At 43.1% G+C, this 22,279-nt stretch carries 28 protein-coding genes and 1 pseudogene; all 29 read left to right on the top strand.

The features are described 5' to 3' along the window. The first annotated feature begins 15 nt into the window (after positions 1 to 15). The 29 genes and pseudogenes from prc to R7070_RS26805 all read left to right on the top strand — a co-directional run bounded on the left by prc (position 16) and on the right by R7070_RS26805 (position 22,115). Entirely contained in the window at positions 16 to 2,022 is a 2,007-nt protein-coding gene (prc, locus tag R7070_RS14760; RefSeq protein ID WP_033905323.1) for a carboxy terminal-processing peptidase, read from the top strand. Positions 2,023 to 2,216: 194 nt separating this feature from the next. Continuing rightward, positions 2,217 to 2,882, top strand: coding sequence for a hypothetical protein (locus R7070_RS14755; RefSeq protein WP_005377438.1), 666 nt, complete (start codon positions 2,217 to 2,219; stop codon positions 2,880 to 2,882). A 226-nt stretch (positions 2,883 to 3,108) separates the two neighbouring features. Continuing rightward, positions 3,109 to 3,879 (top strand): annotated as a pseudogene (gene pepN, locus R7070_RS14750) (aminopeptidase N); the annotation flags it as partial. Between the two features lie 94 nt (positions 3,880 to 3,973). Further along, entirely contained in the window at positions 3,974 to 5,710 is a 1,737-nt protein-coding gene (locus R7070_RS14745) for a recombinase family protein (protein ID WP_194831740.1), read from the top strand. A gap of 33 nt (positions 5,711 to 5,743) precedes the next feature. Continuing rightward, positions 5,744 to 6,055 (top strand): hypothetical protein, encoded by a 312-nt coding sequence (locus R7070_RS14740; RefSeq protein ID WP_029848894.1) that lies wholly within the window; start codon positions 5,744 to 5,746, stop codon positions 6,053 to 6,055. Between the two features lie 36 nt (positions 6,056 to 6,091). Beyond that, entirely contained in the window at positions 6,092 to 6,742 is a 651-nt protein-coding gene (locus tag R7070_RS14735; protein ID WP_029848893.1) for a hypothetical protein, read from the top strand. A 101-nt stretch (positions 6,743 to 6,843) separates the two neighbouring features. Beyond that, complete coding sequence (locus R7070_RS14730; RefSeq protein WP_005490116.1) at positions 6,844 to 9,018, top strand: DNA-directed RNA polymerase; 2,175 nt, start codon at positions 6,844 to 6,846, stop codon at positions 9,016 to 9,018. A 333-nt stretch (positions 9,019 to 9,351) separates the two neighbouring features. Then, the gene (locus tag R7070_RS14725; protein WP_005490204.1) at positions 9,352 to 10,356 is read left to right on the top strand and encodes a ParB N-terminal domain-containing protein; all 1,005 of its coding nucleotides are present in this window, start codon (positions 9,352 to 9,354) and stop codon (positions 10,354 to 10,356) included. A 101-nt stretch (positions 10,357 to 10,457) separates the two neighbouring features. After that, positions 10,458 to 10,997, top strand: coding sequence for a helix-turn-helix domain-containing protein (locus tag R7070_RS14720; RefSeq protein ID WP_029848892.1), 540 nt, complete (start codon positions 10,458 to 10,460; stop codon positions 10,995 to 10,997). A gap of 138 nt (positions 10,998 to 11,135) precedes the next feature. Further along, the gene (locus tag R7070_RS14715; protein WP_005490050.1) at positions 11,136 to 11,726 is read left to right on the top strand and encodes a hypothetical protein; all 591 of its coding nucleotides are present in this window, start codon (positions 11,136 to 11,138) and stop codon (positions 11,724 to 11,726) included. Continuing rightward, positions 11,727 to 12,086, top strand: a complete 360-nt coding sequence (locus tag R7070_RS14710) for a RusA family crossover junction endodeoxyribonuclease (protein WP_175422832.1) — start codon at positions 11,727 to 11,729, stop codon at positions 12,084 to 12,086. It abuts the gene before it with no gap. A gap of 12 nt (positions 12,087 to 12,098) precedes the next feature. After that, positions 12,099 to 13,742: a toprim domain-containing protein gene (locus R7070_RS14705; RefSeq protein ID WP_023667234.1), complete on the top strand. Its 1,644-nt coding sequence runs from the start codon at positions 12,099 to 12,101 to the stop codon at positions 13,740 to 13,742. Continuing rightward, positions 13,742 to 15,793, top strand: a complete 2,052-nt coding sequence (locus R7070_RS14700; RefSeq protein WP_005490218.1) for a DNA polymerase — start codon at positions 13,742 to 13,744, stop codon at positions 15,791 to 15,793. Before R7070_RS14705 ends, R7070_RS14700 begins: the two co-directional genes overlap by 1 nt. 296 nt (positions 15,794 to 16,089) lie before the next feature. Beyond that, positions 16,090 to 16,521 carry a tellurite resistance TerB family protein gene (locus tag R7070_RS14695; protein WP_005490066.1) on the top strand — a complete coding sequence of 144 codons (432 nt, stop codon included), beginning with the start codon at positions 16,090 to 16,092 and terminating at the stop codon, positions 16,519 to 16,521. Between the two features lie 165 nt (positions 16,522 to 16,686). Beyond that, on the top strand, positions 16,687 to 16,884 hold the full coding sequence (locus R7070_RS14690; protein WP_005490208.1) for a DUF1382 family protein: 198 nt from the start codon (positions 16,687 to 16,689) through the stop codon (positions 16,882 to 16,884). Then, positions 16,868 to 17,116 carry a hypothetical protein gene (locus R7070_RS14685; RefSeq protein ID WP_005490177.1) on the top strand — a complete coding sequence of 83 codons (249 nt, stop codon included), beginning with the start codon at positions 16,868 to 16,870 and terminating at the stop codon, positions 17,114 to 17,116. The genes R7070_RS14690 and R7070_RS14685 overlap by 17 nt, the downstream gene beginning before the upstream one ends. 42 nt (positions 17,117 to 17,158) lie before the next feature. Continuing rightward, a complete protein-coding gene (locus R7070_RS14680) occupies positions 17,159 to 17,446 on the top strand; it encodes a hypothetical protein (protein WP_065870688.1) in 288 nt (95 codons plus the stop codon). A gap of 9 nt (positions 17,447 to 17,455) precedes the next feature. Continuing rightward, positions 17,456 to 18,298: an exonuclease gene (locus tag R7070_RS14675; RefSeq protein WP_153646148.1), complete on the top strand. Its 843-nt coding sequence runs from the start codon at positions 17,456 to 17,458 to the stop codon at positions 18,296 to 18,298. Continuing rightward, positions 18,286 to 18,507: a hypothetical protein gene (locus R7070_RS14670; RefSeq protein ID WP_005490210.1), complete on the top strand. Its 222-nt coding sequence runs from the start codon at positions 18,286 to 18,288 to the stop codon at positions 18,505 to 18,507. Before R7070_RS14675 ends, R7070_RS14670 begins: the two co-directional genes overlap by 13 nt. Then, a complete protein-coding gene (locus R7070_RS14665) occupies positions 18,504 to 18,998 on the top strand; it encodes a hypothetical protein (protein ID WP_005490030.1) in 495 nt (164 codons plus the stop codon). Before R7070_RS14670 ends, R7070_RS14665 begins: the two co-directional genes overlap by 4 nt. A 2-nt stretch (positions 18,999 to 19,000) precedes the next feature. Then, positions 19,001 to 19,267 carry a hypothetical protein gene (locus tag R7070_RS14660; RefSeq protein ID WP_005490091.1) on the top strand — a complete coding sequence of 89 codons (267 nt, stop codon included), beginning with the start codon at positions 19,001 to 19,003 and terminating at the stop codon, positions 19,265 to 19,267. After that, positions 19,267 to 19,389, top strand: a complete 123-nt coding sequence (locus R7070_RS14655; protein ID WP_005490097.1) for a hypothetical protein — start codon at positions 19,267 to 19,269, stop codon at positions 19,387 to 19,389. Before R7070_RS14660 ends, R7070_RS14655 begins: the two co-directional genes overlap by 1 nt. Positions 19,390 to 19,401: 12 nt before the next feature. Beyond that, a complete protein-coding gene (locus tag R7070_RS14650; RefSeq protein WP_005490089.1) occupies positions 19,402 to 19,995 on the top strand; it encodes a deoxynucleoside kinase in 594 nt (197 codons plus the stop codon). Continuing rightward, a complete protein-coding gene (locus R7070_RS14645) occupies positions 19,988 to 20,200 on the top strand; it encodes a hypothetical protein (RefSeq protein ID WP_005490064.1) in 213 nt (70 codons plus the stop codon). Before R7070_RS14650 ends, R7070_RS14645 begins: the two co-directional genes overlap by 8 nt. Continuing rightward, positions 20,200 to 20,487 carry a hypothetical protein gene (locus tag R7070_RS14640; RefSeq protein WP_005490154.1) on the top strand — a complete coding sequence of 96 codons (288 nt, stop codon included), beginning with the start codon at positions 20,200 to 20,202 and terminating at the stop codon, positions 20,485 to 20,487. Before R7070_RS14645 ends, R7070_RS14640 begins: the two co-directional genes overlap by 1 nt. Next, positions 20,487 to 21,074 carry a deoxynucleoside kinase gene (locus R7070_RS14635; RefSeq protein ID WP_005490196.1) on the top strand — a complete coding sequence of 196 codons (588 nt, stop codon included), beginning with the start codon at positions 20,487 to 20,489 and terminating at the stop codon, positions 21,072 to 21,074. Before R7070_RS14640 ends, R7070_RS14635 begins: the two co-directional genes overlap by 1 nt. Before the next feature lie 95 nt (positions 21,075 to 21,169). Then, complete coding sequence (locus R7070_RS14630) at positions 21,170 to 21,433, top strand: hypothetical protein (RefSeq protein ID WP_005490248.1); 264 nt, start codon at positions 21,170 to 21,172, stop codon at positions 21,431 to 21,433. A gap of 38 nt (positions 21,434 to 21,471) precedes the next feature. Next, positions 21,472 to 21,654: a hypothetical protein gene (locus R7070_RS14625; RefSeq protein ID WP_005490042.1), complete on the top strand. Its 183-nt coding sequence runs from the start codon at positions 21,472 to 21,474 to the stop codon at positions 21,652 to 21,654. A gap of 47 nt (positions 21,655 to 21,701) precedes the next feature. Next, positions 21,702 to 22,115, top strand: a complete 414-nt coding sequence (locus R7070_RS26805; RefSeq protein WP_031792180.1) for an HNH endonuclease signature motif containing protein — start codon at positions 21,702 to 21,704, stop codon at positions 22,113 to 22,115. The last annotated feature ends 164 nt before the right edge of the window (positions 22,116 to 22,279 follow it).

Genomic DNA, 22,279 nt, shown 5'->3' with positions numbered 1-22,279 from the left:
GAGATACTCCTACGCATGAATTGCCGTTCAAAAGTGACCCTGATTGCTGCTAGCTTATGGCTAGCAGCATCAGCTCAGGCTCTTGAAGCCAAACTACATAAAGATGACCTGCCGGTTCTTTCTCCTGAAGTTCAGCATGAAACAGCTAGCAAACGAGTCACCTCGCGATTTACCCGCTCTCATTATAAGCACTTCAGCCTCAATGATGATTTCTCTAAAGCGATATTTGAACGCTATGTAGAGTTGCTTGATTACAATAGAAATATTTTCACTCAAGCAGACATCGATTCATTTAAAAATTGGTCAGTCGAGCTTGATGATCAGCTTAAATCGGGCAACAACCAAATTGCTTTTGATGTTTACAACCTCTCAATGCAGAAGCGTTTCGATCGTTTTGCTTATGCGTTAACTCTACTCGATGAAGAGATCAAGTTTGATACCGATGACGAGATAGAGTTAGACCGCTCTGAGGCAGCATGGCCAAAAGACGAAGCAGAGCTCAACGAGTTGTGGCGCAAGCGTGTGAAATATGACGCGTTAAATCTGAAACTGACTGGCAAAGAGTGGCCAGAGATTAAAGAAGTTTTAGAGAAGCGTTATAACAACGCGATGAAGCGCATCACACAGACCAACAATGAAGACGCATTTCAGTTGTATATGAATGCCTTCGCGCGACAGGTTGACCCTCATACAAGCTACCTTTCTCCACGTAATGCCGAGCAATTCCAATCGGAAATGAACCTTTCTCTAGAAGGCATCGGCGCCGTTTTGCAAATGACAGACGATTACACAGTAATTCGTTCACTTGTTGTTGGCGGTCCGGCATCAAAGAGTAAGCAACTTGGTGAAGGGGACCGAATCACTGGTGTTGGACAAGACGGTGAAGAAATTGTCGACGTGATCGGTTGGCGTCTGGATGATGTTGTTCAGTTAATCAAAGGCCCTAAAGGCACAAAGGTTAATCTACAGATCTTGCCAGAAGGTAACGATGCGAAGAGTTACATTGTCACAATTGTTCGTGACAAAGTTCGCTTAGAAGATCGTGCGGTTAAGTCAGAAATCATCGAAAAAGACGGTAAGAAGATTGGTATTTTAGAAGTACCAAGTTTCTACGTCGGCTTATCGAAAGACACCGATAAATTACTAGCTGAGTTGAAAACCAAAAACGTTGACGGCGTAATCGTTGATCTACGCAACAATGGCGGTGGTGCGCTAACAGAAGCAACGGCATTGACAGGTCTATTCATTAAAGAAGGCCCTGTAGTTCAAGTCCGTGACAGCTATGGCCGCATCAAGGTGAATGCCGATACCGATGGAAAAGTGAGTTATGATGGCCCATTGACGGTATTGATTAACCGCTACAGTGCTTCAGCATCTGAAATTTTTGCAGCGGCAATGCAAGATTATAATCGTGCAATCATCTTAGGTGAAAACTCTTTCGGTAAAGGTACAGTTCAGCAACATCGTTCACTGAATCATATTTATGATCTTTTCGATAAAGAGCTAGGTTATGTTCAGTACACGATTCAGAAATTTTATCGTATTGACGGTGGAAGTACGCAAAATCGTGGTGTTGCACCAGATATTTCGTACCCAACGCCAATTGAGGCTTCTGAAACTGGTGAAAGTGTTGAAGACAATGCTTTACCTTGGGATCAGATTGATAAAGCACAATATCAAACGTTTCCAAGTAACGACGCCTTAGTTGAAAAACTTACTGCTCTTCATAACAAGCGTATTTCTGATGAGATGGAGTTCCGCTTTATCAATGAAGACATCGAGAAATATCGTAAAGAAAAAGACGATAATACTTTGTCTTTGAACGAGAAAGTTCGTAAAGCTGAATCGGATAAAGCGGAAGCACTTCGATTACAACGCATAAATGAACGTCAAGCTGCTTTGGGTAAAAAAGCATTCAAAACATTGGATGACATACCAAAAGACTACGAGGCTCCTGATGTTTATTTAGATGAGTCTGTCGCGATTATGGTCGATCTACTTAAGCAGGAAAATCAGTCATAATAACTGGCAATTTAGAATAAAAAGAGTGCGTCTTTCAGATTCACTCTTTTTTTATGCCTTTTTGTCTTCCGCTGTCTCGATATCGAGCAAGATATTCGCTTATTTTCCCCCAATAATTTACGTGATCTACATCTAAAATTTCGCGAAAGTGAGGACTACTGGCTAAGCTAAAAGAAAACGATAAGGATGCCGATATGAAGTGGTTCTTTATTTTACTTAGCTTTTGCTGCTTTAGTGTGTTTGGTGGAGAAAACACCAGAGAAGATGAATTAAGTCACTTTGACACGCCGTTTCTCATCGGAGACTGGTATTTGATGAACCCAAACCCCGAAGAGTCGGCTGAAAACTTTCGTGCGATCAAACTCTCATTAGGTTCTGACTACAGCTTTTCTATTGATATTCAAAAGAAAGACTATTCCGTTGACCATTGGGAAGGGCTGTATAACGCAAATGAAGACACCATCGTTCTTGGTTTAAACACCGACGAGCCTCAAATTTATGCCTATCGCAACAACCATAATACGCTTGATCTTAATGGTGTAACATTCACTAAGGGATTATCCAATTCACTTGCAGGTATTTGGTCTAGCTCTCACGTATCTGGCGACGGTCTTGTGGCCAACAACATTAATCAGATGGATTTGATACTTCAACCTGATTTCGTGTTCATGTTTAGGGTTTCGAACGAAGAAGGGGATGAGTCCATCAAACAAGGTGTGTTTTACACAGAAGATGAGTTTTTGGTTCTGTTGTATGAAAATGGCGAGCATGGAACCACGTATAAGCTCAACAAGAATGAGCTAACGATCGAAGATTCCAATGGTGATATGTACGCCGTACTCAATAGAGTTACGCCATGATGCCTTTAACATGCGCCAAATTACGCGTGCGTACGGTAAGTCATTAATGTTGTTTAAATGTTAATCAAAAAACGGAGCTAGAGCACTAAAAGCTCCGTTTTTTGATAGAAAGACTTGTATTCTGATACCACAACCCCTACAAATAGCTTATATAGTGATACCAGAACTGCATTTTTGATCATGCAGTCTGGTATTTTTGTTGTTCGACATACAAGGATTTATGCTCATGTCTCAAGCTCCCCAGGCCAAATATCGTAAAGATTATAAAGAGCCATCTCATGCGATTACTGATATCGATCTTACTTTTGATCTATATGACAATGACACAATCGTTACGGCGGTATCAAAAGTTGCTCAAAAAGGCGATACAACAACGCTAGAACTCGATGGCGAAGGGCTTGAGCTACGCGCTGTAAAAGTAAATGGTGAGGATTGGGCTCATCACGAGGTGAAGGAGTCATCGCTGGTACTGACCGATCTTCCATCCGAGTTTGAACTTGAAATCGTCACCAAAATTGATCCTGAAGCGAATACAGCACTCGAAGGTTTGTACAAATCAGGCGGCGCATTTTGTACTCAGTGTGAGGCTGAGGGCTTCCGCCGTATCACGTACTATCTAGACCGTCCGGATGTTCTAGCAAAATACACAACAAAAGTGATCGCAGATAAAGCGGTTTATCCATATTTGCTGAGCAATGGTAACCGAATTGCAGAAGGCGATGCAGAGAACGGTCGTCACTGGGTTCAATGGCAGGATCCGCATCCAAAACCAGCTTACTTGTTCGCCCTTGTTGCAGGCGACTTTGATGTATTGCGTGACAAATATACAACGATGTCAGGTCGCAGTGTTGATTTAGAAATCTTTGTTGATAAAGGTAACTTAGATCGTGCAGGCCATGCGATGACATCGCTAATCAACTCGATGAAGTGGGATGAGGAACGCTTTGGCCTAGAATACGATCTGGATATTTACATGATCGTTGCTGTTGATTTCTTCAAGAATAAATATACATTTGGTAAAACTTCGTTGAATAGCTCGGAAGCCTTGATATACAATGGCTCACGAAGTTTAACTACGTGGAAAGATAACAGTGATAATAGCTTATTCTTACTTACGTCTCTCAACCAAGGAGCAAATCAAAGGGGATGGTGTTCGTCGTCAAATGGAAGCCACTGAAGCGGTTTGCAAGGAAAACGGCTGGCAACTTTCACCAACAACATTTCGTGATTTAGGACTCTCTGCTTTCAGTGCCGAAAACCTTAAAAAAGGTGACTTTGGCATTATCCTCCAACTTATAAAAGAAGGCTCAATCTCTTCAGGCAGTGTTCTCATTCTAGAGAACGTAGACCGCATGAGTCGTCAAAACCCTCAAGAATCTGTCTACACGATGCTCGATATAATTCGCGCAGGTGTACGAATCTATACGATCCACGATAGGCGTCTACACGAAAAAGACAGTCAAGATAGCTTCATGAACCTCATGTTGTGGGCGTTAGCTGCGGAACGTGCTCATGAAGAATCCCTTACTAAATCTAGACGAGTCCGTGAAGCTAAAGCAAAGGCGAGACAGAAAGCTCGTGAAGAAGGCAAGGCTATTATTGGTCGAGTTCCTTCATGGATACGTAAGGTCACACCTAAAGGCGGTGAGCCGTACTATGAACTTGATGAAGAACGTGCAGAAGTAGTCCGTCTGATCTTCCAGTTAAAACTTGATGGTTATGGTCTAGGTGCTATCACCAACGAGTTGATAAAACGCGGTATTCCTCCAATGGGGAACCGTAACGTTCGTAAAGACCTAGCTCCGAAATGGCAAGTAAGCACTGTTCGTAAGTGGCTACGCTCCCCAACAGTTTACGGTCAGTATCAACCTCACATTCGAGTGGATGGTAAGAAAGTACCTGAAGGAGATCCGATTGATAACTTCTATCCTGCTGCGGTAGACCGCGAGACCTTCTTAAAGGTTCAGAGCATCTTAGGGAAGCATTCTAGAGGTCGTACAGCAGAAGAAGGTGAGAATGTTCTTAGAGGTCTACTTCGTTGTGCGTGTGGAGGAAACTTGAGTCTCCACATCACAAAGAGAGGGGAGAGACGCTATAAGTACCTTCGATGTAATCACGACTTTATGGATTCCTGTCAGAGCAAGCGTTTCGATTATGAAGGTGTTGAGTCTCTTCTATTAAGGGCTGTGGATTCTCTTAACTGGAAAGAGATACTTAACGTTCAGTCAGGCAAAAACCTAGACACCATAAAAACCTTGAAAGAGCGTAGAGACGTTCTGGAAGCCGATCTAGAAGAGACTAATAAACGGATGCTCAACCTGTCCAACCAATTAGAACTAATGGACGAGCCTTCAGCTTTTCTTTTGAACCGCCTTAGTGAATTAGAGAAGGGCGCTAAAGAGAAACAGGACGAACTAGAAGAACTAAGAGGCGAGTTAAGTTCTGTTGAGCGTATAGAGAAAGAAGCAGGTGAAAAGGTCGAAAAAAATTCAGACTTTATAGAGTATCTAAGCTATGGCGCAACATTAATTAACAGTGAAGAGTTGGTTAAAAAGCGTTTAAAAATTAACGCTGCACTGCGTAAAGAATTAGACCATGTTCTAGTGACTAAAGTTGATGGTGAGGATTGGTGGTTGTGGTCTGCTGTTTCTACAAGTGGCTTACATCTTTTTGACCTCAAGATTAACGCTAAGGCTTCGCATGGTGTAACTCATAGTAAATACTCTACGAACGCAGATATGACTTACTACAAGACAGATCAAAGAAAGTACAACAGAGTGAAAGGAAAACAAGTGGGTTTAGTTGACAGTGCGGAACTAAAATCTTAAATTAGAGCCAAACGAAACGTTAAGGTAAAGGCTATGAAACCAACCAATAAGATACTATTTGAACTTGTTTGTAAGTCAGCTAAATCAAACTACATCCAAGCTATTAACGATCACCTTGGGACTCAGTTCTTGTCATACATCCAAGACGAATTGAAATCCAACGTTAGACGCTTGGAGGCTCTTTTAGACGGTCAAGAGGACTTACCCTCTACGGACAAACTTGAAGAGATCTTGAAGGTATCAGAGAAGGCTTGCTCTACAGAGAATAGGCAGTTATTGGTTGGTCACTTGGAATACATACATGAGACGCTTGAAGATATTCAAAACGATTGGATTAAAAAATAACCTCCCTTCGTATAAGAGTAACCTAGAGGTATCTATATGAGTTCTACTATTTCAATTGAAGTTTCTCCTGAAGAAGCGCAACTGCATTTAATCCAACGTCAACGAGAAGAAGAGGCTAAAGCTTATGCTCGTAAGAAGGCGAGGGAGAGACAGCAGCAGTTAGCGTCTATGGGAATGTATGGTGATCTAGATGGTTCACGTAAAGAGGTTCAATCGCAGTTAGATAAGGCAATCGAAGGTTTTGAGAAGTTTTTGGAAGGTAAGTATCACTCGTTAAGTAAAACAGCGAAGCTACTACCAATTTTAAAAACAATACCTAAGAAAGACCGTGAGACCCTTATCTCTGATGCTTTAGACGTAATGTTAAACTCAGTGGACAATGTAAGTCTTACTGGTGTTGTTCATCGCTTAGGTGATCTTGTAGAGGTCTCAGTGAACTTCATTAGAGAACGAGAAGCAAACAGCAAGTTAACCGCTAAGTTGAAACGAGCGTTAGAGCAACAGTCCAGTGCAGCAGGGCGTATGAGAACCATCCACTACACACTCAGAGTTAATCACCAAACGTGGGAAGAATGGAACCCTGATGTAAAGGTGGTCTTAGGTCAGATAATCCTTCACGTTCTAATGGAATCAACTGACTTGTTCGAGACTGAGACACGCGAGGTACACACTTCTAGTTATTTCTAAAAGTTCACTATTGTTATTGGTTGCAACATGTAAACTAAATATTTAAAATTAAGCATCGAGGGTTGATAGCCTTCGGTGCTTTTTTGTTATGAGGTGAGGAAATGAAAAGAATCGACACTTTCTTAAAGTTATCTCCTAAAGCTGCTGAGAGAATCAATAAACACGCAGAAGCAGCAATCGCAACGGCTAACTGTCGTCTTCCTATGGTTGTACCGCCTGTAGAGTGGAAAATGGGTATGACTGATGGAGGTGCTTACCTTACTTCTTACAGTCCACTTTCTCTCTTCAAGACTCGCAACAGAGAACTACTAAAACAACTACGTGAAGTTAAGAGTCCTGAGTTCGTTCACTTCCTTGATGGTCATAACGTGGCTTCACGTACTGGTCACTGCATTGACGTTGAGACGCTTAACCTCCTAAAGATGATCGTTAAGCAACCTCGTAAGTTTGCCAAGCTTCCTAACTTCAACGACGAAGAAGCAGAAATGCCTCTAATGGAAGCAGACCTACGTACTGCTCAAATGATCTTGGAGAGTAAGCCTAAGAACATTTCAAATCACGAGTACCTAAAGCGTCTAGACGGTGAACACAAGGTAATCGTAAAGGCTCTTATTGATTGGCGTAAGAAGACGCAGAAAGCGCGTCAAAAGGCGGTAGAGAAAGCAGGGGCTAGAAGTAACCTCCTACGCACTATCGAGATCGCTGAGAGTCTGAAGCATTACAAATCAATCTATTTCCCTACACAGTCTGATGATCGTGGTCGTGTTTACTACGCAACGCCTCTACTAAACCCTCAAGGTGCAGACCATGAGAAGGCTCTTATCTTGTTCGATGAGGCTAAGGAAGTAGGTAAGACAGGTTGGGACTGGATGCGTATCAACGTAGCTAACCTAATGGGCTACGACAAGGCTAACTTCAAGAAACGTATTGCTTACGTAGAGGCTCACAGAGAAATGATTGAGTCGTGCGTAGCGAACCCGATGAGTGATTTCCGTTGGGAAGACACAGATAAACCTTTCCAGTTCCTACAAGCTGCTCGTGAGCTAGTTAAAGCTTGGTCTATGGAAGACCCTACCAAGTTCAAGAGCCGTGTAGGTATCGCCTGTGATGCGTCTTGTTCTGGTCTTCAGATTCTAGGTACGCTGACTCGCTGCGAATCCTCTATGAAGTTCACTAACTGTCTACCTGCTGAAGTAGATGAGAACGGTGAAGAGTTCATGCAGGACATTTACGGTGAAGCTGCTCGTATTGCTGCTGACTTGATGCGTAAGGTTGCTAAGGGCGAGAAAGAGGCTCGTAAGTACCGTGAAGCAGACTATGAGATCAAGGGAAGACCTCTCAAAGACCCTCAGAAAGAAGCTGAACGTGTAGCTAAACAGTTAGCCAAAATCGAAGATCAAATCGCTAAAGACGAAGAGCAACGCAAAGCTGACCGTGAACACGCTGAGAAGCTTCTAAACTGGTCTTACGCTATGAAGGATGAGTACAGCTTTACCCGTAACTGGCTGAAGCGTAACACCATGACGTTCTTCTATGGTTCTGCTCAATTCGGTATGCGTGATCAGCTTATCGTTGACCATCTAGAGCCTGAGTACAACAAGGTAATCGAGGTGGTAGGCAAAGAGGGCGATCCTACTTCTCTAGGCTTCCCTTGGGCTACTCTAAAGGATGCGAAAGACGCGGCAACTGTAGCAGGTAACATCAACTACGATGCTATTTGTGCAATGGCTGAACGCCCTTCACGAGTTATGCAGTCACTACAGCGTTACGCTGAGTTAATCGCTAAGTCCGGTAAGAAGATGCGCTGGACAACGCCTCTAGGCTTAATCGTAGAGCAACGCTACGAGAAAGTAGAGAAGTACAAAATCGACTCTATGATCACTGGTCAGAAGCGTATGCAGACGACAACGCAACGTTCAACAGGTGAGGTCGATGCGAACGGTCAGAAAAACGGTGCGGCTCCTAACTGGGTTCACTCTTTGGACGCTTCTTTGCTCCTAAAGGTTCTCTCTGTGGGCTTCAAGAAGTACGGTCTTAAACACTGGCGAGTGGTTCATGATTCTTTCGCTGTCCACGCTGCGGATACCGAGACGATGGTAACACTGCTTAAAAACACTATGGCTGATATGCTTGATAGAGACCTACTAAAACGCACTGCTGAAGAGTTAGAAGCACAGATTGATGAAGAGTATCGTAAGGACATTATCCCGTTCCCTGAACTTGGTGATGAGGCACTTATTGATAAGCTACGTTTAGCACAATATCCATTCTGTTGATTATAAAACTCGTTGTTATTCATAGGGATACCGAAAGGTGTCCCTTTTTTTGTCCCTAAATTTCAGATTAGAAAAACTTATATAACGCATTAGTAAACATCAATTAGTACACGTTCGTATTTAGTTCACACATAGGAACCAAGTTAATAAAATTGTCAGTAGTTGCCTCTGGTTGTGACCTCCTTCCCACTAAGCATGTAACTACACGTGCGCCTTACGTCATTTCGCAGAGGCAATCACCTAAATCGCCTGTTTCAAATTCCTCCCTTCCTACAGGAGTGATGGCGATTCCTCCTTAGAGATTTCTTAAAGATTAACGTTAAGGTGAACGAAATGACTAAAACTACTATGACTGTTGCTATTGCGGATATTACTTTCGAACGTGCTCTTCAATTCCGTACCTACACAGACGCAACACACGTAGCGGATCTAGCTTCAGTTTGGGAAACAGACGGTAAATTCCAAGAGCGTCCTGTTCTTTCTCGTGTAGTAGACGAAGAGGGTAACGTTAAGTATTACGTTAAGGACGGTACTCATCGAATCCTTGGTGCTAAAGAAGCAGGTGCAGAAGAGATTGAGGTTGATGTAGTAGACGTAGAGGACTTCGAAGGTGCGCTCTTTGAGGCAATCGACGTAAACACTCGTCATGGTAAGGCTGCTACTGTTGATGATCTGAAGCTTATCATTCGTGCAGTTAAAGACTCGTCACGTGTAGATGAGTTCAAGAAGTCTCGCTTCGCATGGGACAAGAACAAACTTCGTGCTCTCCTAAAGTGCTCTCCACGTAAATTTGAGCGTGCAATCGTAGATACTAACGCTGAGTTCGACTTAGAGCGTGACTACGAGATCCAGAAGCTATACGAAACAGGCATGAGCCAAGTTAGCATTGCAAAAGAGGTCGAGTGCTCGCGTCGTACAGTTCAAAATGTTATTGCTGCTTATGAAGAAAACAAGGCTGCTACTTTTAGCCAAATGGCGGAAATGAGCACCCCTGAAGATGAGCTAGGCGGTCAACCTGCCGATTTTGACCAAATGGCGAAAAACAGCACCCCTAACGAAGACCTAGAAGATCAACCTGCTACTTTTAGCCAAATAGCGGAAAAGAGCACCCCTTGGGATGACGATGTGATCGAACTTACAGACGACTACGACTTCGAAGACGATGTAGCAGAAGACGTTGATAACCTGATCAGCTCTCTATGTCGTCAAGAAGAGTTAAATGTAGTGAAACACACGGCAACTCCTAAAGTGGATATTGATCAGTGGGCTGCTATGTTCTTCTCCATGTCTTCGGAGGAGCAAACAAAAGCCCTAGCTGCAATTAATGTTATCAAATAGTTCACTATCGTTATTGATTCTCACATGTGAACATTATGACCGTCCTTCGGGGCGGTCTTTTTTTGCATCCCTTCCTATCAGGTACAAACAAAGGAGGTTCTATGTTTCCAGATAAAGATCCATCCAAGCTCCCCAAGTATGACCGCGCATTAAAGGTCTTGAAACTAATGGGAGAGGGTATGGGAGCTCATCAAATTGCTAAAGTGCTAGGTCGTCCACTTAGTACCATCTACAAACACATCACAGCTTTCCGTCACTTAACGGGAAAAGAAGGTATCCATAAGCAAAACGTGGCGTTTAACGCTTTGTTCTTTGTCCGTATGGGTATGTCACAGCGAGAAGTAGCGCGATCACCTCTGTTTGCTATTGATCACAAGTTTATTTCTGACTTATGCGCTATGGATTGGGCTATTCGAACCCTCATGGGGAACATCAACGTTGAAGCTATCAGTGCAATGGTCGAGCTAGGTCTACAAGCACAACAACGTGATCTTGAGTCTGTCCGTGAACCTATCGCTGCTCTTTCAGATGCCTTTGACACTTTCCTATGTCACCTACCAGACGATATTCCACCTCTCCTAGAGGACGCTATTACCGATCTAACGGAAGCAGTGATCGAGCTAGAAGACCGTGTGAGTTAGTCCCTTCCTATTAGATTGACTTACAAGGATTTTTTAAAATGAGAACACGTTATTTCGTTGACGAACACGGTGTTGTTCACTTCTCGAACCCTCGCAAAGAAGGGGAAAACAATAACAACCAAAAGGAGTAGCTACTTAATGGCATTTAAGATTGTTTATGCAAAGAAAGAACTAGCAGGTATCACGCTTACAGGTTACGTGAACATTGGTAAGCCTGACACTTACGATCCAGACAAGCCAACCTTTAAATTCAGCACTGAGTTGAACGGTGAACTGGCTGAAAAGCTTATTACTGCTATCGACTCAACACTTGAAGAACAAGCACGTGAACTTGGTGCTAAACCGTCACCTAAACGCCCTTATAAGCGTCTAGACGATGGCTCTGTAGAGTTCAGCTTCAAGGTTCGTCAGTTCGAAGAAGGCGAGCGTCCGTTCAAGGTTTGGGATATGAAGATGAACCCTGTGGTAGAGGTGCCAAACCTAACAGCAGGTACAGTCCTTAACTTGAACTTTGCGTTCTATGTATCTGAGTTCCGTGGCAAAGCATTCATCCAGCTACAGCCTACACACATTCAGATCAAAGAAGCCAAGGTCTACGAAGGCGGTGGTAACGCACCAACATTCGGTGCAGGTGAAGGTTATGCAGTAGAAGATGGGGAAGGTGCAGCTCCAAGCTTCGGTGGTCGTCCTGAAGCTCAAGACGACGATGAAGATTACGGTGACTTTTAATTGGTAGACCGCTTTAGCGTTCGCATTAAGCCACTGTCCACTAACGAAATGCACTTAGGGCGCAAGGTGGACAGTGCTAAATACCGCAAATGGAGTGCTCAAGTCTGTAGGCTTCTCCCGCCTGTTGAAACACTCCAAGTTGACTTCACAAAACCTATCGCAATCCACGTTGATGCTACTTTCCGTAACCGCCTCTCTGATTTAGACAACATTTGGAAGCCTCTGCTAGACGCTATGCAGAAGGCATACCCTGAGTTTAATGACAACAAAGTCGTGGTTATGTCTGCAACCAAGTACATCACGAAGGATGAAGACGAACTAGGTTACGACATCAAGCTTTTCAATACGAAAGAACCTTAAAGGTATCCCTCAATGGCTCAAGAAAGCAATTTCTTACGTAAAGAGCCATGTCCTGAATGTGGCTCAAAAGATAACTTAGCTCGTTATGATGATGGTCACGCTCATTGCTTTACGAACGGCTGTAAGTATTACGAGCCTCCAACCGATGAGCAAAACAAGAAATCAAACAAGCAAAGTAAACCTAAAGAACCTGCAACGAACCAACGTAAGGAATTTAAACCTCTAGACGGTGAGGTACGCGCTCTAACTAAGCGAGGAATCCGCGAGGATACCTGCAAGAAGTACGGCTACAAGATTGGTCGTATGAGTGGTGGTGAGTGGGTTCAATACGTTGATGTTCGTGATCCTTTCACTCGTGAATTAGTAGCTCAGAAGATCCGTACCGAGGACAAGAAGTTTCTCGTTAAGGGCAAGCTGACAGGTGAGTTGATAGGTTCTCATTTGTTTTCAGGAGGTCGCAAGTTAATTATCACTGAAGGTGAGATTGATATGCTGACCGTCTCACAGGTGCAATCTAACAAGTATCCTGTGGTTTCCCTTCCTAATGGTATCAATTCCGTTAAGAAAACCATTATGAAGAACCTAGATTATCTAGGTAACTTTGAAGAGATCATTATCTGTTTCGATATGGACGAAGTAGGGCGTGAAGGAGCTATAGAGGCTGCTGAACTGCTCATTGACCATAACGTGAAGATAATGAGTCTACCCCTCAAAGACCCCAACGAAATGCTTTTAGCTGGACGTACAGAAGAGTTAGTTAACGCTATCTGGAACGCTCAAGAACATCGTCCTGATGGTCTATTGCCAGTTGAAGATCTCGTTGAGGCTGCTCTTAAACCCTTACCTAAAGGCTTACCTTGGATTTACAACGGAATGAACGTTTCTAGTAACGGTCGTCATTTCGGAGAGATTCACACTATAGGTGCAGGTACAGGGGTAGGTAAGACTGACTTCTTATGTGCTCAAGCTGACTTCGATATTAGACACTTACACCAAAAGGTAGGTTTGTTCTTTATGGAGAATGACCCTACAGAAATCCTTCAATATCTTGGAGGTAAGGCTGATAAGCGTCTCTATTACGAAGCAGGGCATCCAGATCAATTAGATTTAGAGGCACAAAGAAAAGCATATAAGAAATACTCTGGTCGATGCTTTATCTATGACAACTTCGGTCTTTGTGATTGGCAGAAGGTTAAAGTAAAGATTCTTTATCTAATCGGTAAAGGTTATCGAATCTTCTACATTGACCATCTAACTGCATTAGCCACAGGTGGAGAAAAAGACGAGAAGAAAGAACTAGAAGATATTATGGCTGATATTGCAACCTTTGCGAAACGTCATAATGTTCTATTCCATTTAGTCTCTCACTTATCGACCCCTGAAGGTAAATCACACGAAGAAGGTCAGCGAGTAAGTATTAAACACTTCAAAGGTTCACGAGCTATTGGTTTCTGGTCACACGCAATGTATGGCTTTGAGCGAGACCAACAAGCAGACGATATTAATATTCGAAGCATTACAACAATACGCCAATTAAAGCGAAGAAAGTTTGGTAAAGGGGTGGGTAAAGTTACCCGTATTAAATATGACCCAACAAACGGTATTGCTTCAGAAGTAGGTGAAACTTACCAAAACTCTCAATCAGAAGATTTCTAATGAATGAAAGACTTTGTTATGACATTGAGACGGACGGATTAATTGAAGAAGTAACTAAACTTCACTGTATTGCAATTATTAACGTAGATACTTTAGAAGAGGCTTTATATGCTGATTCTTTAGTGATGATGACTCAAGGCACAATTAAAGATGGTCTTGATCGTTTAAATAAAGCCAGCCTAACTTTAGGTCATAATATTATTAAATATGACCATCCAGTAATTAATAAATTAACTGGTTATGAACTTCCTAAAGATAAATCTTTCGATACTTTAGTTGCAAGCCGTCTCGTATTTTCAAATATAAAAGATATTGACCAAGGTAATTCTGGCAAATACACGCTAGGTAAATTATTTGGTTCTCACTCTCTAGAGGCATGGGGTATCCGCTTAGGTGGACAACAGAAGATGGAATACGCTCCTGTTATAGACCCTGCTCAACCTGTCTATGACCCTACGGTCAAACCTAAAGACGCTAAGAAAGACCCTCGATGGAAAGGCAGTATCTTCACGCCAATGATGGGCGATTACTGTATGCAAGACGTTCGAGTTAACGTTGAGTTGTTCCGTCGATTAGAGCGCAAGATACACCAATTAGGTTATGCGCGTTCAATGCTTCTCGAACATGAAGCGGCTTGGGTTCTAGCTCAACAAGAGCGTAACGGATTCAAGTTTGATGAAGAGAAAGCAATCAAGCTTTTAGGTCGTCTAGCAGGGCGTAGAGAGTACCTATACAACAAGCTCATTGAGACCTTTGGAGGTTGGTGGGTATCTGATGGTGTAAGCGTTCCGGCTCGTACCATCAACTATAAAGACCCAACGAAACCTTCACGTGTTCAAGGTGCTCCCTTCACAAAGGTAAAGTGGGTTGATTTCAATCCGTCCTCTCGTAGACACATCATTAAAGTTCTTACTGACCGTGGCTGGACTCCACAAGAGTTCACGCCAAGCGGTGAAGCTAAGGTTGATGAGTCGATTCTAAAAGAGTTGGACTTCCCCGAAGCTCGCCTAATGGCTGAATGGTTCCTCGTTCAGAAGCGTTTAGGTCAGCTTGCCGATGGTAATCAAGCCTGGTTAAACACGGTGCATCCTGATGGGTTCATTCGTGGCTCAGTTAACCCTAACGGTGCTGTGACAGGACGAGCAACACACAGCTTTCCTAACGTGGCTCAAGTTCCTTCATGTAGTGCTGAATATGGTGCTGAGTGCCGTGAATTGTTCACTGTTCCTGATGGTTGGTACTTATTGGGTTCGGATGCTTCAGGCTTGGAGCTACGTTGTTTGGCTAACTTTATGGCTCGTTATGACGACGGTAAGTATATCGACGTTGTTCTTAACGGTGACATTCACTGGTCGAACGCACAAGCAGCAGGTTTTATACCTAAAGGCACTATTAGAGATCCACACAATCCGATCCATGAAGAAGCGCGTCGAAAAGCAAAAACATTTATCTACGCCTTCCTATATGGCTGTGGTGCTGAATTAACAGGTCAGCAGGTTGGATGGACTGAAGAAGAATATCTCAACTGGAAAGCTAAAGGTGCTCACAAGCCGATTATTAACAGATTCAAGCGTCAAGGTAAGCCTTGGACTAGAGAAAAGATCTGCAACATTCTGAAAGGTGAAGAAGTACAGAAGAACTTCATGAAAGGTCTTCCTGCATTAAAGAACCTAATTGATGAATGTAAAGAACTTCATAAAGAGCAAGGTTATATCGAAGGCATTGATGGTCGTCGTATTTATACACGCTCTGCTCACGCAAGTTTAAATACCTTATTACAAGGTGCAGGTGCTTTAGTTTGTAAAGCTTGGATTGTTGAAATTGAGAAATTAGCAATTGCTGAAGGACTTAAACACGGTATTGACGGTGACTTTATGTATTGCGCATGGGTTCACGATGAAGTCCAAATAGCGTGTAGAACAAAAGAAATAGCTGAACGTATTGGTCAATTATGCCAAGTAGCAATGACCAACGTTGAGAAGGAATTTAATTTTGTTTGTCGTCTTGATGCTGATTTCGATATTGGTAAATCATGGAAAGAAACACACTAAAGGTTAATTAAATATGTTTGGTCTTTTCGGACGAAATAAAAAAAGAAAAAAAGAACGAAAGCGTAGAGAGTCAAATAACAGAAGTTTCGAGACTCTTTATCGGCAACATGAAATGAGTCATTTAGATGGTGAAAGTTTTAGTGGAGGAAGTTCTATTCGTAGTTCTTCCTCTTCTTCTTTCTGCTCATCGTCTTCGGACTATTCATCTTCAGATTCTTCATCTTCAGGTGGCTTCTCAGATTAAGAAGTCACTTCAACCTAATTCAAATTAAAAACAAATAGAGAGGTATTAAATAATGTTCGGTCTATTCAAGAAGAAAGCAAAAGCAGCACAAGTAACACTTCACAAAGTAGAAAACCGTGATCTGATGGAAGCTATCGTAGCAGGTGCGGTCTTGGTTGCTCATGCTGATGGTGATTGCTCTACGGCAGAACTAGAGAAACTAGACAACATTATCGCTGCGAACGACAACCTAGCTCACTTTGGTTCAGAGATCGGTAAGACCATCGACAAGTACGCTGCTATGTATGAAGCAGGTGCGCGTCTAGCCAAGATGAAGCTAATGAAAGAGATCCGTGACGTTGACAGTGACGAAGCTCAGAAAGAAGAAGCATTCATTATCGCTATCGAGATTGCAGACGCAGACGGTGAGATTGATGAAGCTGAACTAAGCGTTCTACGTGAGATCGGTAAAGCACTAGGTCTAAACCCTGACAACTACATCTAATTCTCATGAAGTTTCTACGCTCATTCCTACTCCTAGCGTTCTTCACCTTCCTATTTGTTTTCCTAATAAACACAGTAACCGTCCTCTTTGGGGTTGCTCTATATGGTGTGATCGCTGTGATTCTATTCTTCATTTATAAACTATTGATTCGTAAAGGTATTCGTAATGGAAAAGACTAAACAAGAACGTATGGCACATAGTGTTGAACTGGTTGAGGCTCTACTAGAGGCAGGTATCGAGTTCGTACCTGTACCTGTTGTTAGCAGTGAAGATAAATCCATGCTTATGAAGTCTTCGGTTGCCCGTCTTGAAGCTATTCAAGAGGCGATCATCAAGGAGGCTCTTAATGCTGCGCTGCACTAACAAGGAGATGCGAAAGCTCCCTTTGTTTAAGAACCTAGCTAACACGTTTGGTGCTCGTAAGGCTAAACGCCTGTTTGGGCTTGCTGAGTGCTACGTGTCGTTTGTTCCTACCGTGGCTCTATTGTCCTTTGCTCTTTCGTGGAGTGACACGCACGAGGGCTTTGCGTACTGGCATCACCTAGATACCCAAGTGCGTAAACGCTGTGACTACGAGCTAACCCTTACACTTTAACCAGATAGCCTCCCTTCGGGGAGGTTTTGAGTATTTAACGCTATGAAATTCATCAAAGAAAACTGTCTTGATTACATCAAACGTATCGTTGAAACGAACAACTCAGATCCAGAAAACCGCAAAATCACTCGTGTTGAAGTGAACCCTAATGAATGGGACGAAATCGCTAAGACTTATCCAGTGAGCCGTGACCAATACTCGCTAAGAATCGCTCTCTGTAATCCAACTAACGTGTTCATGCGCGCCCGTTCTTCTCATCCTCGCTTCAACGTTCCTTACGACGAAATAGAGGTCGTGATGAAACGAACAGAACACGATGAGGACTTTTAAGGGGAGTGGATGAGTAAGATTAAAAAGCTTGGTCTATTCGACCTAGATATTTTCGCGTTCCAAGCGAACGCTACGGCAATGGAAGAGGTATTCCTTCAGAACGGCAATGAGTACATCGGTCTTATGACCAACCTTACACAAGCTTTCGACTCAGTGGTTAACCGTATTGAAAAGTTACGTAAAGAGCTAAAGCTTGATGTGGTCATTATGTGCCTTACGGATGATCACAACTGGCGTAAGGATGTTCTACCTACCTACAAAGAGAACCGTAAAGGTGTTCGTAAGCCAGTAGGTCTCCAAGAACTAAAACAGCGTTTAAGTGAGCATTACGAGACGTACATTCGACCTTCTCTAGAAGCAGATGATGTGATGGGAATCCTTGCCACGTGGGACAAGTTCTATCCAGACCATCGAAAGATCATTATCAGCGAAGATAAGGATATGAAGACCCTTCCTGCATGGATTTATAACCCTGCTAAGGACTTCGAGCCTTGGTTCAATCCTATCGAAGATGCTGATCACTTCCACCTATGCCAAACACTGGCAGGAGACACTACAGATGGTTATGCAGGCTGTCCTTCAATCGGTATGGACACAGCAAGCCAGTTACTTAAAGACCGCCTAATGTTCGAATCCTATGAGCATACCTTCAAATCTGGTGCTCGTAAGGGCATGACGGAGCAACGCTGGCGTAAGGTCGAAAGTCCCTCTCTATGGGACACGGTAGTTTCTTGTTTCCACAAAGCAGGTCTGAACGAACAAGCGGCACTTCAACAAGCGCGTGTAGCTCGTATCTGTAGAGCGAGTGACTACGACTTCAAAAACAAAGAGGTGAAGCTGTGGATGCCTTGAAACGCTTTCTAACAGCGAACGGTAAGAGTTGCTTTGAGTGTAAACACTTCATCGAAGGGAAGCTCGATTGCTCTAACCCTAAGTTCGTTCGTCAAGTAACTAATAAGTTCGATTTTGATACACACACTTACTATCCGAGTGCTTCAGGTATCCGCACCTCTGGCGGTGTCTGTAAGCCTGATGCTATCGGTTTTGAGGCTAAACCATGAGTTTAAATATTGAATGTTTAGGTAGCTACGTTCTACGTGGTTGGTGGGGTAAACCTCAAGGCGTAACAGTGGGTAAGCGTTACGTCCTGTTCCGTCCTGAGTCCAGAACACACCATAAACATGTTCCTTACTTTCTCGATGATGAGGGTACGCCTCGCTCTATTTACAACGGTGAGTGGCGTAGTCATGAAGTGGTCGAGAAGGTGTCTCTCAAAGACGCTGAGAAGATTATTCAACATTACCAAAAAGGAGAAGTAGAAGTGAGCGAGAAGCTACCAGAACAACCAGAACCTAAAGCTCAAGTTAATTCACAAACTGTAGTTCCTGAAGTCATGAAAGACCTCACGGATCGACTAGCGAAAGGTGTCAAGACATACGGCACACCTCTAACAAGCCATAACGGGCGTGACGCTCTGCAAGACCTATACGAAGAACTACTAGATGCAGCGTGTTACGTGAAGCAGTTAATGATGGAGAGAGAAGGAAAATGAAAATGTCGTTCATCTTAAAAACATTACTTCAATTTGTTGTTCGCGCCTTGGTCAACGAGGCAGCTAGTGAACTAAACAAGGCTCTTAAAAGTGAAGAGAAGGTTTCGAAGCTAGAGAAGCAGATTGAAGAAACACGTAAGAAAGTGACCGAAAAGACAGACAAAGCGGCTGAAGTTCAAGAGATCGCTAACAAGCTGATCAGCGTTACTGAACAGGTCACAAAGAACAAAGAAAAGAAAACCAACAAGAAGAAAGAAGAGGGTAAGTAATGCGTCCTTCTCGCCTACGTAAGCGTGATCGTTTTGATGATTTTGAAAAAGAAGACCGCAAGGTCAACAAAAGAAAACGTCGTGATCGTCAAGCAGCACGTAAGGTGAAACGAATGTTTTAAAAGGAGATTAAATTGTATATCGCTATTGAAGGTAACATTGGGGCAGGTAAGTCTACTGTCCTAGAACCTCTAGCGGCTTTGCTAGGTTATGAAGTGATTCATGAAGGCATTGAGACAGACAAAGGTTTCCAAGACTGTTTAGCAGCTTTCTATGAATCAGGCTCAAAAGAGGACTTTAACGCCTTACAGGTTTATCTAGCCAATTACCGAGCCAATATCATTAAGAATCTTGATCCAACCAAGAACTACATTATGGAACGAAGCCTTCAAGGTGCAGTTCTATTTTGTCTCGCAGAAAATCACACAGACACAGCCACTTGGACTCTTCAAGACTTCAAGCACGTTGAGCAACCAACTCACTACCTTTTCCTAGATTGTCCTGCTGAGATTTGTCTAGAGCGTATTGCTAAACGACAACGCGAGTGTGAACAGTCCTTACCTTTGGACTACCTAAAGCGTGTTGAGAAAGCACATCGAGATTGGGGCTACATGGGCGAGTGGGCAGGTCAGGTGACTGTAGTTGACTCAAGCGGCTACGTAGACCTTGAAGCACTAGCTGAACACGTTAAGACAGTCGTCAAGATCAAGGCAGGTGAACGTGTCTAAGAAATACTTGGTTTGGAACGGTGAGCAAGAAGCGTTACTGAATCACGCAATCACTCATTCTCAAACAGCAAATTCAAACCTAAAGCACTGCGTCCTATCTCATTTCAATCCAAAAGTTCAAGAAGCAATCAAGAAGCTATCTGATGCGCTTTTTCTGATGGAAGACGCAATGAAAGACCCTTACAACACACGAGGTGAAGAATAATGATTTTTAAAGTCCACACTTTGGTAAAACTAATCGTTAATCGCAAGCTAGACGGTTTCAAGATTATTTCTGATGAAGAGCACGTAAAGGACGGTAAAGCGTTCAACACGTTGGTCTTTAAGCATGAAGACAAACTGTACAAGGTCGATTACAAAGATATGTATTGGCGTTCATACAGTGTAGGTCTACTAGGTGCGGAAGGTACTAAGATCGAGTGTCCTGTCGTGTACCCAACTGAGCGTACTGAAATTGTTTACCTAACTGAAGAAGAAATGAAGAACCGTTAATGCCATATATTACCCTTGAAGGTAACGTTGGTGTAGGTAAGTCAACTTTACTCCATCGTCTCGCTGATGAATTAGGTTGGGAGGCGGTGGAGGAAGGTATCGAGTTCGATGAAGGCTTCCAATCGTTACTAAAGGAACGTTATGAAAATCCTACTCCTGAAAATGTAGCCAAGCTTCAATTATATGTAGCTAATTTCATGGCAGAACGTATCAACTCGTTAGACCCAAATAAATACTATGTGGTCGAGCGTTCGGTCTTTGCTACTGAGTTGTTTAGCCTAGCTGCTAACCGTCCAGATATTATTGATGCTCTAGCTGGACATGTTCTACGTGTACCTGCTCCTGAGTTCTACCTTTACCTATCTGCACCTCCGCGATTATGTCTTGAACGTATCCATGAACGAGATCGGACAGGTGAAGGAGAGGGTATCAGTTTAGAGTACCTTCAGACTTTGCACGATATTCACGAACGTTGGTTTAACATGATGCACTTTCTAGGTCGAGTACAGAGAGTTGATGCTGTGGAACATCCTGATGTGAAGCGTTTAGCAGAGAGTGTGAAGGCTAAGGTTTACACTAAATACTGAATAAATAATAACCTCCCTTCGTATTAGAGAGGACGTAAAGATTATTAGATGTTTCTTTACGTCCTTTCCTTTACGAACAAACAAGGAGGGTACTCATGAACATCACATTAAGAGACCTTCTTCCTATTGTTATCGTCCCTGTAGCCACTTGGATGATGTCTACGTACTCGTTCACTGAGATCATGAAAGACCGTATGGACTTAGCAACGAAGGAACGTCAAGAGATTAGCCAAAAGGTAGATAAGGTAGTCACACTTCAGGGTGATCAAGAGGTTCGTATCCGTCTCCTAGAGGATGGACAAGGCGAGCTAGAACTGAAGGTAGACAAGATCGAGAACAAGGTGTTTTCAAAGGAGTAATCAACTACAACTACTAACCACTAAGGAGGAAGAACTAAATGCAAGTCAAGAACAAACAAGGCAAGGTCTTTGAGGTATCGGAGGAACACTACGAGACCTACAAGCGAGACCTAGAGCCAGTAGGTGATAAGCCTAAGAAAGAGGTCAAGAAGAAAGTAGCGAATAGTCGTAAGACTAAAACCACTACTGAGACCCCAACTGAAGAGGAAGCTGTAGAATAACCTTTCAATTTTGATGGGGGGCTTTTCCTACAGACTTTCGAAAAGTAATGCGTAAGGTATGTGCATCGGCAGGATGCAAGAATGTTACCTCGTCACGTTACTGTCCTAGATGCCAACAGCAAGCTGAGACTAGACGCAAAGAGAACGCTAAGAAGCGTGCAAGGCGATCAGCACAGCGATACGAAGACAAATACACATCCTTCTATAAGTCTCGTAAGTGGAAAGAACTTCGAGAATATAAACTCAAGAAAGACCCGTTATGTGAAGAGTGTAAAGCTAATGGGTTTGTCCGAGCAGGTCACGACATTGACCACATCGTTGAAATCAAAGACGACTTTTCCCGTCGATTAGACATTACGAACCTCAGAACGCTTTGCCGTTCATGCCACGTTACGAAGACCATTCGGACTCGAAAACGAAGAACTAAAAATTATAGTTCGAATGAAAATCTGTGGCTCTGAGAGGGGCGGAAAAAGTGCAATTTATGTCTCTTTAGGTTTCACGCTACCGTGACCCCTTGAGAAAAAAGGATAATGTTTTACTTGTCTATAAATTCCCTTTGTGCATCAAGGCGGTAGCGTGGCGAGGTTCACCAACTGACTTGATAGTGAAAGGGCGGTCAATA

This window comes from Vibrio sp. 1557, from assembly GCF_033340175.1.
In the GTDB taxonomy this organism is placed as follows: Bacteria; Pseudomonadota; Gammaproteobacteria; order Enterobacterales; family Vibrionaceae; genus Vibrio; species Vibrio alginolyticus.
Note: the sequence above shows the minus strand (reverse complement) of the source record. Positions and strands in the feature narration are given on the sequence as shown.

Excerpts from the sequence above, each read along its gene's own strand:
- R7070_RS14705 (WP_023667234.1), top strand. The coding sequence starts at position 12,099 with ATGGCTCAAGAAAGCAATTTCTTACGTAAAGAGCCATGTCCTGAATGT.
- R7070_RS14740 (WP_029848894.1), top strand. The coding sequence starts at position 5,744 with ATGAAACCAACCAATAAGATACTATTTGAACTTGTTTGTAAGTCAGCT.
- R7070_RS14735 (WP_029848893.1), top strand. The coding sequence starts at position 6,092 with ATGAGTTCTACTATTTCAATTGAAGTTTCTCCTGAAGAAGCGCAACTG.
- R7070_RS14725 (WP_005490204.1), top strand. The coding sequence starts at position 9,352 with ATGACTAAAACTACTATGACTGTTGCTATTGCGGATATTACTTTCGAA.
- R7070_RS14680 (WP_065870688.1), top strand. The coding sequence starts at position 17,159 with ATGAAATTCATCAAAGAAAACTGTCTTGATTACATCAAACGTATCGTT.
- R7070_RS14660 (WP_005490091.1), top strand. The coding sequence starts at position 19,001 with ATGTCGTTCATCTTAAAAACATTACTTCAATTTGTTGTTCGCGCCTTG.
- R7070_RS26805 (WP_031792180.1), top strand. The coding sequence starts at position 21,702 with ATGCGTAAGGTATGTGCATCGGCAGGATGCAAGAATGTTACCTCGTCA.
- R7070_RS14720 (WP_029848892.1), top strand. The coding sequence starts at position 10,458 with ATGTTTCCAGATAAAGATCCATCCAAGCTCCCCAAGTATGACCGCGCA.
- R7070_RS14665 (WP_005490030.1), top strand. The coding sequence starts at position 18,504 with ATGAGTTTAAATATTGAATGTTTAGGTAGCTACGTTCTACGTGGTTGG.
- R7070_RS14675 (WP_153646148.1), top strand. The coding sequence starts at position 17,456 with ATGAGTAAGATTAAAAAGCTTGGTCTATTCGACCTAGATATTTTCGCG.
- R7070_RS14700 (WP_005490218.1), top strand. The coding sequence starts at position 13,742 with ATGAATGAAAGACTTTGTTATGACATTGAGACGGACGGATTAATTGAA.
- R7070_RS14655 (WP_005490097.1), top strand. The coding sequence starts at position 19,267 with ATGCGTCCTTCTCGCCTACGTAAGCGTGATCGTTTTGATGATTTTGAA.
- R7070_RS14625 (WP_005490042.1), top strand. The coding sequence starts at position 21,472 with ATGCAAGTCAAGAACAAACAAGGCAAGGTCTTTGAGGTATCGGAGGAA.
- R7070_RS14690 (WP_005490208.1), top strand. The coding sequence starts at position 16,687 with ATGGAAAAGACTAAACAAGAACGTATGGCACATAGTGTTGAACTGGTT.
- R7070_RS14695 (WP_005490066.1), top strand. The coding sequence starts at position 16,090 with ATGTTCGGTCTATTCAAGAAGAAAGCAAAAGCAGCACAAGTAACACTT.
- R7070_RS14715 (WP_005490050.1), top strand. The coding sequence starts at position 11,136 with ATGGCATTTAAGATTGTTTATGCAAAGAAAGAACTAGCAGGTATCACG.
- prc (WP_033905323.1), top strand. The coding sequence starts at position 16 with ATGAATTGCCGTTCAAAAGTGACCCTGATTGCTGCTAGCTTATGGCTA.
- R7070_RS14730 (WP_005490116.1), top strand. The coding sequence starts at position 6,844 with ATGAAAAGAATCGACACTTTCTTAAAGTTATCTCCTAAAGCTGCTGAG.
- R7070_RS14685 (WP_005490177.1), top strand. The coding sequence starts at position 16,868 with ATGCTGCGCTGCACTAACAAGGAGATGCGAAAGCTCCCTTTGTTTAAG.
- R7070_RS14635 (WP_005490196.1), top strand. The coding sequence starts at position 20,487 with ATGCCATATATTACCCTTGAAGGTAACGTTGGTGTAGGTAAGTCAACT.
- R7070_RS14755 (WP_005377438.1), top strand. The coding sequence starts at position 2,217 with ATGAAGTGGTTCTTTATTTTACTTAGCTTTTGCTGCTTTAGTGTGTTT.
- R7070_RS14640 (WP_005490154.1), top strand. The coding sequence starts at position 20,200 with ATGATTTTTAAAGTCCACACTTTGGTAAAACTAATCGTTAATCGCAAG.
- R7070_RS14630 (WP_005490248.1), top strand. The coding sequence starts at position 21,170 with ATGAACATCACATTAAGAGACCTTCTTCCTATTGTTATCGTCCCTGTA.